The 12,885-nt window shown below is 58.8% G+C and carries 11 protein-coding genes; 3 read left to right on the plus strand and 8 right to left on the minus strand.

Going from position 1 to position 12,885, the window contains the following annotated elements:
• Nucleotides 1–29 precede the first annotated feature (29 nt).
• From Q4577_RS06300 to Q4577_RS06315, 4 genes are all read right to left on the minus strand, one after another.
• Nucleotides 30–527 carry a Mov34/MPN/PAD-1 family protein gene (locus tag Q4577_RS06300; RefSeq protein WP_303468840.1) on the minus strand — a complete coding sequence of 166 codons (498 nt, stop codon included), beginning with the start codon at nt 525–527 and terminating at the stop codon, nt 30–32.
• Nucleotides 517–2,235 (minus strand): ThiF family adenylyltransferase, encoded by a 1,719-nt coding sequence (locus Q4577_RS06305; protein ID WP_303468841.1) that lies wholly within the window; start codon nt 2,233–2,235, stop codon nt 517–519. The genes Q4577_RS06300 and Q4577_RS06305 overlap by 11 nt, the downstream gene beginning before the upstream one ends.
• Nucleotides 2,235–3,485, minus strand: coding sequence for a nucleotidyltransferase (locus Q4577_RS06310; protein WP_303468842.1), 1,251 nt, complete (start codon nt 3,483–3,485; stop codon nt 2,235–2,237). The genes Q4577_RS06305 and Q4577_RS06310 overlap by 1 nt, the downstream gene beginning before the upstream one ends.
• Nucleotides 3,486–3,932: 447 nt before the next feature.
• Nucleotides 3,933–6,446: an adenosylcobalamin-dependent ribonucleoside-diphosphate reductase gene (locus Q4577_RS06315; RefSeq protein ID WP_303468843.1), complete on the minus strand. Its 2,514-nt coding sequence runs from the start codon at nt 6,444–6,446 to the stop codon at nt 3,933–3,935.
• A 120-nt stretch (nt 6,447–6,566) separates the two neighbouring features.
• Here Q4577_RS06315 and Q4577_RS06320 point away from each other — a divergent pair, with 120 nt between their 5' ends.
• Nucleotides 6,567–6,998, plus strand: a complete 432-nt coding sequence (locus tag Q4577_RS06320; protein WP_244684374.1) for a DUF1489 family protein — start codon at nt 6,567–6,569, stop codon at nt 6,996–6,998.
• A 149-nt stretch (nt 6,999–7,147) separates the two neighbouring features.
• Here Q4577_RS06320 and hisG read toward each other — a convergent pair whose 3' ends face one another.
• From hisG to hisS, 3 genes are read right to left on the minus strand one after another with little or no spacing between them, the layout of a single operon-like run.
• Nucleotides 7,148–7,846: an ATP phosphoribosyltransferase gene (gene hisG / locus Q4577_RS06325; protein WP_303468847.1), complete on the minus strand. Its 699-nt coding sequence runs from the start codon at nt 7,844–7,846 to the stop codon at nt 7,148–7,150.
• A complete protein-coding gene (locus Q4577_RS06330; protein ID WP_303469097.1) occupies nt 7,843–8,931 on the minus strand; it encodes an ATP phosphoribosyltransferase regulatory subunit in 1,089 nt (362 codons plus the stop codon). Before Q4577_RS06330 ends, hisG begins: the two co-directional genes overlap by 4 nt.
• 11 nt (nt 8,932–8,942) lie before the next feature.
• Nucleotides 8,943–10,415: a histidine--tRNA ligase gene (gene hisS, locus Q4577_RS06335; RefSeq protein WP_303468848.1), complete on the minus strand. Its 1,473-nt coding sequence runs from the start codon at nt 10,413–10,415 to the stop codon at nt 8,943–8,945.
• Nucleotides 10,416–10,534: 119 nt separating this feature from the next.
• On the opposite strand from hisS, the gene Q4577_RS06340 reads away from it, so the two are divergent.
• Complete coding sequence (locus tag Q4577_RS06340) at nt 10,535–10,741, plus strand: SlyX family protein (protein WP_244684368.1); 207 nt, start codon at nt 10,535–10,537, stop codon at nt 10,739–10,741.
• Nucleotides 10,742–10,828: 87 nt separating this feature from the next.
• Here the strand turns inward: Q4577_RS06340 and Q4577_RS06345 are convergent, their stop codons facing one another.
• On the minus strand, nt 10,829–11,677 hold the full coding sequence (locus Q4577_RS06345) for a hypothetical protein (RefSeq protein ID WP_303468850.1): 849 nt from the start codon (nt 11,675–11,677) through the stop codon (nt 10,829–10,831).
• A 147-nt stretch (nt 11,678–11,824) separates the two neighbouring features.
• Between Q4577_RS06345 and Q4577_RS06350 the strand changes: the two genes are divergently transcribed.
• Nucleotides 11,825–12,883: a Hint domain-containing protein gene (locus Q4577_RS06350; protein WP_303468851.1), complete on the plus strand. Its 1,059-nt coding sequence runs from the start codon at nt 11,825–11,827 to the stop codon at nt 12,881–12,883.
• Nucleotides 12,884–12,885: the final 2 nt, after the last annotated feature.

A 12,885-nucleotide genomic window follows, 5' to 3' on the forward strand; every position in this document is an offset into this window, starting at 1 on the left:
CTCACGAAAATACGATAAATATTAAGCACTTACCAAGCCTTACGAAATCCATCTTTACCATCCTCATCTGAAATTTTCAGCTGGCCCGCCTCGGGCAATTGGCCGCGCTGAAACGTGGTGATAGTTGCCTGTATCGATACGCCTCCCACAAGACGCACGATAACTAAAGCTGCAAATGAAGGGCCGCTGTGCTCGACCATATCAGTCATCGAAGCTAAGTCGATTTCACTAGGCGTTGGTGGGAATGTTGGATGTGAGTGCCATTCGCCAAGATAGTCAACCCGACCAACGCGATCACTATTCGCCAGCAAAATCCGATCCATTTGTTTTGAGTGCAGCTCAGGCAAGCTATCGAAACGATCTCGTGTACCCGCCTCAAGATCAACGGTAAAACCGACGAGATCAAATTCGCCCGGAGCTGTTTGTTCTGCAACTAACCATCCCCCGATCTCGCGTTTGCCGCCTTGCTTCAGGTAGTTCTGCAGTTCCGCGAGCTGCGAGCGTGAGACTGTGAGGCTAAGCGTCACCTTGCACTCCAAGTTGAGTCATGACGCGTGCAATGCCCTCTTCTGCGCAACTTGTACTGCCCTGTACCGATCCCTCGTGAGGACTGAAGATGACCGGGTGGGTGTCAAAGGGATGATCAAAGATCCAGCCTTTGCGCAGCCCTATAAAATAGGCAGGCTCGGGGTGGACCCGCATCTCTGTGGGTACGAGGGCATCCAGGGCGTGACGGACCAGCCTATTAGCAATGACGCCTACATCACTGTCAGAAGCGAATAAGGGCTCATCGTCGTCGTGACCTTGCACCCCGTAATTGTGCTCGCGGCCCTCCGGCGGCGCCATGCCCTTCTCGTCGCACCATGCTCGCAATTGAGACGCAGCGGTTAGCGGAGGCGGATCTTCAGATGGGAAACTTCGAGCAATCAGGCCTCCGAGACCACCCGCGTAAACTCGTCCCCAGACGAGAGGTTTGCGCTTCTGCGTGCAAATGGCCGCTGCCATTCGAAACACACTATTATCAGCCGTTGTGTCGATCACGAGATCACAAGTGCTGATAATCTCGCTCAACTGGGCAATATGCTGGACAGCGGTTTGAGATGTTAGGCTCATGCCCAAGGCACCGACTTTTACATCTGGATTAATCCGAACTAGCCGGTGCTGCAGAGAAACTGCCTTGTGGTGCCCCACATCCATCTCATCGAGTTCGTTTCTAACCAAGTTGTCGGACCAAAGAACATCATTATCCAGCAGCATGAAACGACTGACGCCTTCACGCGCAAGACTGGCGGCCACTTTTGATCCCAACGAACCCGCGCCAAGGATGCAGATACTGGATTCTCGAAAAATTTTCCCGTGGAGTCGGCGTTCTCTAACCTTCGGCGGTTCGAAGGTATGAAACAGGTCGATCTTTCGTTTCGCTCCATTGTGCCGAACGCGCAGCAATACCTCTCGCCTGCCATTTGATATGACAACCAACATGTCGCCGGCGCCTTCTACCCATTTACGGAGCCATGAAGGCAGGTACTGGTACAAGAGCCCCTTGAGCTCTTCGGGATGCAGATCTGGAATTTGTCGAATATCGGGCAATCGATATAGGACCCCAGGGACCACCCTTCCCCCAAATCCCGCACCATCAATCGGCACCCGTAGGCCAGAGTCCAGACCGATGCTCGCGATGCGAGCAACAAGAACTTCGGAACCCCCAACCCGACGCTCCAGAGTCATATGAATATCGGTTGCGTGTCCGGCAAGGCGCAACCTTAGAAGGCGTGCCGTGTCAGGCGGTAGCATGAAGCGCCGGGAGCACCCCGAGAGCAGTGAAGGTAAGTCGGCTGGATGAGCGCTTTCCACGTCTGAGAAAGCATCGTCCTTTGGGGTTGCCTCAAGCAGTGCTTTGGCACTCCTTACTACATCCACGCTCTTGCAGTCAGGATGCCAGTTATCCGGTCTATACTGAAGGCATAGTTCGCCACCCTCGCCATACTGGTGCTGGGATAGCCGGACCGAGCTGTCGGCTGGAAGTACAAATGGCGGCAGATCTGGAAAAAGTGCTGGGAAAACCAGCCGCAATGGAATGCGACGCTCCCCGGCCAGCAGAACAAACGACCAGGTCAGCAGGCCATCGGCGTTTTTGCCGAATTGGGGTTTTTCCAGCCAATCTGATGCCGCTGCTAGGTCAGCAAGCTCTTCACACTCACGGATTAGCCGTGCTTCGCCGGCTGTGAAGTCCATCAACCAAAACCTTTTGGCTCCGTCGGCCTCCGATCCTCACCACCAAAAACGAGACCGGGCGCAGAAGCACCAGCCGCAGCGGCAGGAGCAACGGATGCCGCACGTGCTCCCGCAGATGCCGCTACTCTTGAGCGCGCACCTTCAACGAGGGTACTTCCAAGATTTCGTGAGAGCTCATTTAGAACAATATTTGTGTCGCTGAACCTTTGAACGGCACCAAAATCCCTTCGGGCAGCCTCCAGCCACTTGAAGAAGGATTCCCGGCGCTCGGGAAATTTTTCCCACCTATCCGCAAAGTTCTCTGAAGGGTCCGTAGGGTTGGCGATCCATGACACCCCATTCCGTTCTTTGATCGCGAGATGCATGTCCCTCAGAATCTTGGCGATTGCATCCGATACCCTTGCTTCGCCTGCATAAGCATGTGTCGCGAGCGTTGTGAGGATCACACTAATGACCTTCAGGTCCGGATCCCGCTTCGCGAACCACTCATCCCTGTGACGCTTCAAGATCATGATGGATGACTGGAGAGGTGTCCGCACCCGAAATACCGGGACGTCCTCCACACTCGCTGTCACTTTGCCTTGAGCATCGAGGAATGCCCTGCGGCGTTCATTCAACTGCTCAATCTGTCTTGATTTGAACCATGCTGCAAAGCCCCTGGGATTGCTTCGGGGCCAATCATCCGTGATGATACGGTATGTGCCTTTCTTGTCTTTATCTGTGATGGCAATTGCGCCTTCCGCGAGCGCCTGATCTGCGAGGTAGGAAGAAAGCACAGCACGCATATTCGCCTCGTTCGGCACAGCCGGTAACACGTCCATGTGGAATTGCGCACCGTCTGCGTAGATCAAGGTGCAGCACCTTCTAGGCTCATCGCTCACCTCATTCTTGATCCCTCGCGCATTGCGATACGCCTGGAGCTCAGCCAGAAGAAGAGCGCGCAGATCTGCTTGGGAGATTTTCGCTTTCGTCAGAGATCGGAACGAGACAACGATGTCGAGATCGTAATCTTCATCATTGGACGTCGGTTTGATTGGTGTACCGAGCGCGAACGAACCTTGGATATAGACATCGGGATCATAATCACGCACCTTAGACTCATCTCGATGCAAAAACTCGCCAAGGTCTTGGTAGCGTCTTTCGGCTTCTTCGAAGCGGCCTTGCGGTACTGCTAATTCCTCTGCGAGCTTTTCAATCGCAACGTTGTACCCGTATCCAATGCCCGCGCCTGCGTTCATACCAAGACCCATTCATAAGTTCGTTCAATTTAAAGATGTCTATTCAGAGGCAGATTTTCAACGTATTTTGCCCGGTCAAAGGCAGTATTTTCAAAAACACCCATGGGATGTGTTCTGCCACTTATGGCAGCGGTAGGAGCCGCAAACACAGCAGGAGTTAGTCATACGCCAGGCGCCTACTGTGAGCCGAAAGCTCCTAACGAACTAAGGTCGGACGTACGTGGAGCCCTCACTTTCTTCGTGTCCCGTCTTCATACTTGCATACGGCCCGCAGACCAGATCAGCTGCCCTCCTTAGCGTGCTGCCCCTGCACCACACCACTCGGCATCGCCAGAACCAGACATGCAAACGGCCTCGGGTACTCCCCGAGGCCGTTTCTTTATCATCTCAGCCGAAATGACCTTGAGAGGCGGTTAGGTCATGTCGCGTGGCACGCCACAACAACACGCATAGACAGCTTCATCCAGAACACTTGCTATGCCCACAGGCCCCGCAAGTCATGCACCCTTCGACCATGCGCAATTCGTATTGCCCGCACGAGGGGCAGGCCTTGCCGCGTTTTCCGGGCTCCGCTTCTGCGACCTGCGCTTTGGGATCGGACTTCAACCCCATGCCTTCGCCTGCCAGAAACCCGGTGGCGACCATGTGGCGTTCGATCACGCCGCCAATCGCCGCCAGGATGGATGGGATGTATTTGCCCTTCACCCAGGCACCGCCGCGCGGATCGAAGACGGCTTTCAGCTCTTCCACCACAAAGGATACATCGCCCCCGCGCCGGAACACCGCAGAGATCATCCGCGTCAACGCGACGGTCCAGGCGAAATGCTCCATATTCTTGGAATTGATGAACACCTCAAACGGCCGGCGGCGACCACCAACGATAATATCGTTGATTGTCAGATAGATGGCATGTTCGCTGTCGGGCCATTTCAGCTTGTAGGTATTGCCCTCCAGCGTCTGCGGCCGGTCCAGCGGTTCGGACATGTAGACCACGTCGCCATGCGGTTGAAGCGGTTCAACATCAGCTTGAGTGACCAGTTCGGGAGACTGCCCCCCCCCTGTGCCCAGAATTTCTGACACTTCCGCGTTCAGGGCCGACGCAATCTTCTCGATCCGATCTAGCGTAGGTTCCTTACCGTCTTTTATAATCCCATGAAGGTAGCCGTGGCTCAGCCCTGCATCTAACGATGCTTGACGCATGGTAGTTCCGCGCAATTCGATCAGGTTGGCGAGATTTTTGCGATAGTCGCTGCTTTGATTAAAGAGTTTCGGCTTCTCCTCCGACACCGTCAAAACCGACCCCGTCACATCATTCGGCCGATAGGTCGTGCAGCCTTTGCAGCCCGTCTCATAGGCCTGCATGTAAACATCCTTGAACGACTCGAAATCAATATCCTCGGGGCAGTTGATCGTCTTGGAAATCGACGAATCCACCCATTTCTGCGCCGCCGCCTGCATCTTCACATGCTCGGCCGGATCCAGCGTCTGGGCATTGACGAAATACTCCGGCAGCGCGGCATCGCCAAACTTGTCCTGCCACATCTGCACCGCGTAATCGACAACCTCTTCCTCGGTCCGCGACCCATCCTTTTGCAACACCTTGCGGGTATAACGATAGGCGAAAACCGGCTCGATCCCGGAACTGACATTGCCAGCATACAGCGAAATTGTCCCTGTGGGCGCGATCGAGGTCAAAAGCGCGTTGCGAATGCCGTGCTCTGCCACGGCATCTCTCACGTCCTGATCCATCGCCTGCATATTGCCACTGGCCAAATAGCCTTCGGCGTCAAACAGCGGAAAAGCCCCCTTTTCCTGCGCCAGATCGACCGACGCCAAATAGGCCGCCCGGGCAATCCGTTTCAACCAACGCTCGGTCTGCGCCGCCGCTTCATCCGAGCCATAGCGCAACCCCTTCATCAACAACGCATCGGCCAAACCGGTCACTCCCAAACCGATCCGCCGCTTGGCTTCGGCTTCGCGCGCCTGCGCCTCCAGCGGGAATTTCGACGCATCGACCACGTTGTCCATCATCCGCACGGCGGTGGCGACCAGACCATCAAGCGCCTCTTCGTCAATGCGAGCCGCATCGGAAAACGGATCGCTGACCAACCGCGCCAGATTGATCGACCCCAGCAAACAGGCGCCATAAGGCGGCAAAGGCTGTTCACCACAGGGATTGGTGGCGGCAATCTGCTCAACATAGTTCAGGTTGTTGGCGGCATTGATCCGGTCAATGAAAATCACCCCCGGCTCGGCATAATCATAGGTCGCCTGCATGATCCGGTTCCACAAGTCCCGCGCCGACAGGGTGCGATAGACCTTGCCGTCAAATTGCAGATCCCAAGGTTCGTCGGCTTTGACCGCAGCCATGAAATCATCGCTGATCAGCACCGACATGTTGAACATGCGCAAGCGCGCGCTGTCGGATTTGGCTGCGATGAAATCCTCGACATCGGGATGGTCGACCCGCATGGTCGCCATCATCGCGCCGCGCCGCGACCCGGCAGACATGATGGTGCGGCACATCGCGTCCCACACGTCCATGAACGACAACGGACCGCTGGCATCCGCCGCAACCCCCGAAACCGCTGCGCCCTTGGGCCGGATGGTGGAAAAATCATACCCGATGCCGCCACCCTGCTGCATGGTCAGCGCCGCTTCGCGCAGCATATCAAAAATGCCACCCATGCTGTCGGGCACGGTGCCCATAACAAAACAGTTGAACAACGTCACCGAACGGGCTGTGCCCGCCCCGGCCGTGATCCGCCCAGCCGGCAGAAACTTGAAATCCTCCAACGCCTCGTAAAACCGCGCCTCCCAGACATCGGGCTGCGCCTCTACCCGCGCCATGTCGCGGGCAATCCGTCGCCAACTGTCCTCGACCGTTTTATCAATCGGCGTGCCGTCTGCCTGCTTGAAACGGTATTTCATATCCCAGATCTGTTCGGCGATCGGGGCAGCGAAACGGGTCATGGCGCGATTCCCTCTTTTTTTTGAAGACGCTCAAGATACGCCTAACTAGGGAATTGCACAACAACTTGAAGCCCGCCACATGAAGACTACAATAGATGGGCCGCTGGGGGGCGGATTCACATGACTGACTCGATCAATCTGATAAAATTATGCGTCGGCACCGAAACGCCGGACGACCTCGCCCTGTGGCAAGCCTCTCACAGGGCCAGCCTGCCTGACACCCTGCCGCGCCATGTCACCCGAATGTGGCCCAAACGAGCCGCTGAATTGCTGAATGGCGGCTCGCTCTATTGGGTGTTCAAGGGCGTGGTCCTGGCCCGTCAAAAGGTACTCCGCCTGGACGAGGTGACCGGCCCCGATGGAATCGCGCGCTGCGGTATCGTGCTGGACCCCGACATCATTCGGACGGCACCAGCGCCCCGGCGCCCGTTTCAGGGCTGGCGCTACCTCAAACCCGAAGATGCCCCACCAGACATCTCAGACCGCGCACGACGCGAAGACCCGCTGCCCGCCGCCCTCAATGCGGCCCTGGCCGAAATCGGCGTGTTGTAACGCACGCCCTGCTTCTTCTGTTCAAAAATATCCCGGGGGAGTCCCAGAGGGACGGGGGCAGCGCCCCCAAGGCCTGCGTGGCCTGAACGCAATTCAACCTGCGCGCCGCAGCGCACATTTTGAACAGACCACGGCTTTGGCGGCAAACCTTACCCCAGAAGTTCCAGTTTTGACCGCAACGCCGACAAAGCAGCGCGGTCATCGGGGTCCAGCTTGACACCACGAGCCCGAAACAGGGTCGCTTGTGACTTCAGGACCAGACCATCTGAAAGAATTTTCAGGTGGTTGGCGCGCAGCGTCTCGCCGGTTGACGTGATATCGGCGATCATCTCGGCCGTCAGGTTCTTGACCGTGCCTTCGGTCGCCCCCTGGCTGTCGACCAGTTGATAATCCGCCACACCGCAATCACGCAGGAATTCGCGGATCAGCCGGTGATACTTCGTCGCAATCCGCAACCGGAATCCATGGCGCGCCCGAAAGGCTGCCGCCGCCGCGTCCAGATCGTCAAGCGTGTCCACATCCACCCAGCAGATCGGCACCGCCAGGATCAGGTCGGCATGTCCAAAGCCCAGTTCGACCAGCGGCTCGACCACCTGTTCCCATTGCGGCAGTTTTTCATGCACCAGATCGGTTCCGGTCACGCCCAAATGAATGCGCCCAGCGGCCAGTTCGCGGGGAATTTCCCCGGCGGACAACAGCACCAATTCGATACCATCGACCCCCGACACCGCGCCGGCATATTCGCGTTCGGACCCGGTGCGCGCCAGCGTCACGCCACGTGCGCCAAACCAGTCAAAGGTCTTTTCCATCAGCCGCCCTTTGGACGGCACGCCCAGCTTGATGGTCATTGGCCACCCTCCCGCAGCAAAAGCGCAAGACCGGGGCGGATCACGCCCCCGACCGCCGGCATACCCCGCCCGCCACCAAGTGCGGCGCAGAGCGCATCATAGCGCCCGCCCGTCGCCACCGGCGGCAAATCGGGGCGGCGTTCAGCATAAAGTCCAAACACAAACCCGTCGTAATATTCCATCGACGTGCGCCCATAGCTGCCTTCGAATTCCAATGCATCCACATCAACCCCCTCGGCCCGCAGGGCATCCGCCCGGGCCACCAGGCGATTCACCGCGCCCTGGATCGAGGGCAAATCCACCGCGATATCGCGCAGATGCTCCAGCGCGAATGGTAGGGTTTCCCGCACCGCCAGAAGATCCTCGATGAGATCGACTTGCCGCGCGGAAATCGGCGGCGTCGCGGCGTCTTCGCGCAGGGTCTCAATCCGCGCGGCAACCTCTGCGGGGCTGCGCAAACCGATCTGCGGCACATTCTCTGCCATCGGATCGGCTGCGGCCAAAAGCGCACTGCGGCTGGACGGCACCGGGGTGCGGCCGGCAAACCGGTCAAGCAAGGCGCGGAACCGCCGGGGCCGCCAGATGTGACGGCGCAGCGCCACCTTGCGTTTCTCGGTGGTGTCCAACCCATCAACAGCCGCCTTCAGCAGACCAATATCACCGGTGGCCGCCCGCAGGTTGAGATCAGACAGGGCCGACGAAATCCGGGCAAAAACCTCGGCTTCGCGCGCGGCCGGCGTGTCGCGATCAAAAACTTCGTAGCCGACCTGCAGATATTCGCTGTCGCGCTCTGGGTCGTCTTCCTGTTTGCGAAACACCTCTCCGGCATAGGTATAGCGCGCCGGTTCTGCACCATGCGCCATATGCATCTGCACCACCGGTACGGTGAAATCAGGCCGCAGCATCTGTTCGCCGCGCTGCGGATCCTGGGTCACATAGGCCCGGCCCCGGATATCCTCGCCATAGAGATCCAGCAGGGTTTCCGCCGGTTGCAGCACCGGGGTTTCCACCACTTGAGCCCCAGCGGTTTCAAAACCTTGGCGCAAGCGCATCGCTTCGGCAATGATCCGGGCGCGTCCCGGCATTTGCCCCGGCATCAGGCCTGCCCCTCAAGGATCTCTTGCACCTTTGCCACCAGTTCGCCGCGCGGGACTTCGAACTGCGAGGGGCGCTCTTTCCATTCCTCCAGGGTGGCGTTTTCGGCGATCTGCGCCCCCAGGATCAAATCCTTGATCTGAACAACGCCGCGATCGGCCTCGTCACTGCCTTGAATCACCGCAATCGGGGATTGGCGTTTGTCGGCGTATTTGAGCTGATTGCCGAAGTTCTTGGGATTGCCCAGATAGACCTCGGCGCGAATGCCCGCGTTGCGCAATTCGGCAACCATGGTCTGATAGGTCGCCATCTGATCGCGATCCATGACCGTCACCACCACAGGCCCGCGCTCGGCAGAGCGTATCCGCCCTTTCTCGCGCAATGCGGCCAAGAGCCGGTCAACACCGATGGACACGCCCGTCGCCGGGACCGCCTGACCGGTGAACCGCTTGACCAGATCGTCATAACGCCCGCCACCGGCAACCGAACCGAATTGCCGCTTGCGGCCTTTTTCATCAAGGATCTCAAAGGTCAGCTCGGCCTCGAACACCGGCCCGGTGTAATAGCCAAGGCCGCGCACGACCGAAGGGTCAATCTCGATCCGATCCGGGCCATAGCCCTGTGCCGCCAGCAAATTGGCAATCTGTTCAAGCTCTGCAACACCTTCGCCACCAATTGCGCTGTCGCCAATGGCGGCGCGCAGGTTGGTCAGCGTGTCGGCGGCACTTGCGCCTTTTGAGGTCAGAAAGGCGATGACCGGCTCGGCCTGGGCATCCGCCAGACCAACCCCGTCGATATAAGCGCCCGAGGCATCAAGCCGCCCCTTGCCCAGCAATTCACGCACACCGGATTCGCCGACCTTGTCGAATTTGTCGATGGTGCGCAGCACGGCGGCCTGTTGGCCTTCTTCCGTCACGCCCATCGCCTCTAGCACGCCATTCAGAACCTTGCGGTTGTTGACCCGCACAACGTAATCGCCGCGCGCAATGCCAACGGCCTCAAGCGTGTCGGACAGCATGGTGCAGATTTCGGCATCCGCCGCCACCGAAGGTGCGCCAACAGTATCGGCATCACATTGATAAAACTGGCGGAACCGGCCCGGCCCCGGCTTTTCGTTGCGCCACACCGGCCCCATCGCATAGCGGCGATAGGGTGTCGGCAGATCGTTGCGATATTGTGCATAGACCCGCGCCAAAGGTGCAGTCAGATCATAGCGCAACGCCAGCCAATCGGCGTCGTCCTCTTGCCAGGCGAACACACCTTCGTTCGGGCGGTCGACATCTGGCAGAAACTTGCCCAGCGCCTCGACCGTTTCCACCGCACTGCTTTCCAGCGCGTCAAACCCATAGCGATGATAGACCCCGGCGATGGTCGCCAACATTTCGGCCCGTTCGGTCACTTCATGACCAAAATAGTCACGAAATCCCTTGGGGGTGATCGCCTTGGGGCGGGGCTGTTTCTTCTGCTTGGCCATGGTCGGCTCCGGCTGTGCTATGTTTGCGCGCGGTGTAGCCGGAAGCATCCCTAGGGGCAAGGAGGGGCAACCGAAGTGGCCCTAGGCAATGCCGCCCGTTCGGTCTATAGCCCAACCTCATGAGCACCCAGATTGACGCCCTCGAAGAACGCATTGCCCATCTGATCCGCATGGTCGATGACATGTCTGACGTGATTGCCCGCCAGGACACCGACATAACGCGCCTGCAATCCCAGGTGACGCGGCTGATCCTGCGCGAAGCAGAACGCCAAAACGAACAACCCGGCGGTGTTGTCCTTGGCGACGAGCGCCCGCCGCATTACTAAACCGCATCATCGGCTGGTGAATTTAGCGATCACGACAGCGACACCCCAGCGACACGACGGCGGGGTTTGACCCGCGCGCCGACGATGTCAGCCGCCGCTTTTCAGATCGGTTTCCGCAACCTCGCCATCATGCAGCAGCATGTTGAACCAGCGCGCGTTGTCGCCGTATTTTTCATAGGCGCTGACAAACACGGTATTCTTTTCGATGCGGGACACCTTGCTGCCGCAGGGTTTGCCACGACCAACCCGGCAAATGCGTGACTTGATCTTTTCATAGGCGCTGTCGGTCGCAGAATAGGGCTGTATATCCGCAGGCAGGCCATAGCGCAGCAATTCATGCATCTCTGGCGCGCCAAACACCGCCAAAGCGGCGGTAAAGGTCCGCGCACAGCCGTCGTCGAACCCGGTCACATAAAACGGATGCGCGGTGGTGCGGCCGGGCTCACTGTCATAGAGGCGATAGGCCTTGGAGCGGGCGGGAAAGGCCTCGATCTCTTTGCCACGCTTGGATTTAGGCAGGTCGCACACCGGTTTGACCAATCCAAAAGACAGGATCGTGCCCGGCGGAACCGAGGGCGGTTTGGCCTTGGCCGAAGGGCGCGATGCGCCGCCGCCGAACAGGCCACGCCGCGGCGCCGCTGTGTTGGCCGCCACGGCCTCCACCGCATCTGGCTCTGCCGCATCTGAGGATGTCTCGGCATCGGCGGGATCTGCACCGCCGCCGATCATGCGTCCCAACAGGCCCGGTTCGGCCACGGGTGTCTCTTCCGATTGCCCCTCGGGCGCAATCGCGGCCACCGGCGGCGTCTCTGCCAATTCCACGTCAGAGAGCTTTGCAACCCCGTCCAACGGATCCCCACAGCCCAAGAGCCATGTCATTGCCACCAAACCGGTGGCCATACGCACCGAAAACACCATGTTCACGCTCCCGACCAATGCCCCCTCCTACCCCAACCCTGCCGGACAGGTCCAGTCTTGCCAGAGGATCGCGCAAAGCGCCGCCGACGCGCATAATGGATTCCCATCAGGCGGCGGATCTGTTAATCTCTTGGGAATAAAAAGAGTAACGAGGCAGTTCCAGGTATGAAAACGGGCTATCGTGGCACGTTTGTCATCGCTTGGTCGCACACATGTATTGATGGCTTTCCGGCCGCATCGCTTTCTGAATTGAAGGTTGGCGCGCTCTGGAGTTGGACAGGCAAGGCGCTTTGCGTCGATGGTCCGCAGTCTGTGTTGCGGCTGGATATGGCAGACGGCGAAGACGACAGACGCAGGCGCGCCGCAAAAGCCGTCACCAAATTGGTTGGCACGGCACGGGCCGTACGACATCCGAATTACGACGCAGATATCGCCAATGCACCAGACAACAACAGCTTTGTCGTCACGGATGGCGCAAAAACCTATAGCATCACCCTGATCCCGTCCGGGACCGACACCCGCCCCTTGCTGATGTTCATGGGGGAAATGCCACCGCGCGACAGGGAGCTCTGGGTTGTCAGCGTCACGCTGAAACCCCGGTTGAGCGCCGAAAACCGCGACGGCGGGGTGATCTGTTTCACCCCCGGCACAGCGATTCAGACGCCGACAGGCCCCCGCCCGGTCGAACACCTGCGCGAGGGGGATCATGTCCTGACCCGCGACAATGGCCCGCAAGAGGTGCTGTGGACCGGGGCGCGCCGGATCAGCGGCGCGCGTCTGTATGTCATGCCGCATTTGCGCCCGGTGCGCATTTTCTCTGATGCTTTTGGGGCCGGTCGCCCCGACAAAACATTGCTGGTCTCCCCGCAACACCGGCTTTTGGTGCGCGGGGCGGAGGTTCAGGATTTGTTCAACACGCCCGAAGCTCTGGTTGCGGCCAGTGATCTGGATGGCACCAAATTTGCGGAAACGGATTTCACCGTGCGCGCTGTGACCTACGTGCATCTGTTGTTGCCACGGCATGAAATCCTTTGGGCCAATGGGCTGGAAACCGAGAGCTTCCATCCCGCCAGCGCCCAGCTGTCAACGCTAGGCCACGAGGATCGCGCACGTCTTGTGGCGGGGTTGCCGGACATCGAACATGACCCGCACAGCTACGGCGACTATGCCCGCCGCAATCTGACCACCGGTGAATCTGCTCTTTTGAACTACAAAGCCGCCTAAAA

The sequence above is a fragment of the Marinovum sp. 2_MG-2023 genome (assembly GCF_030548265.1).
Taxonomy (GTDB): Bacteria; Pseudomonadota; Alphaproteobacteria; order Rhodobacterales; family Rhodobacteraceae; genus Marinovum.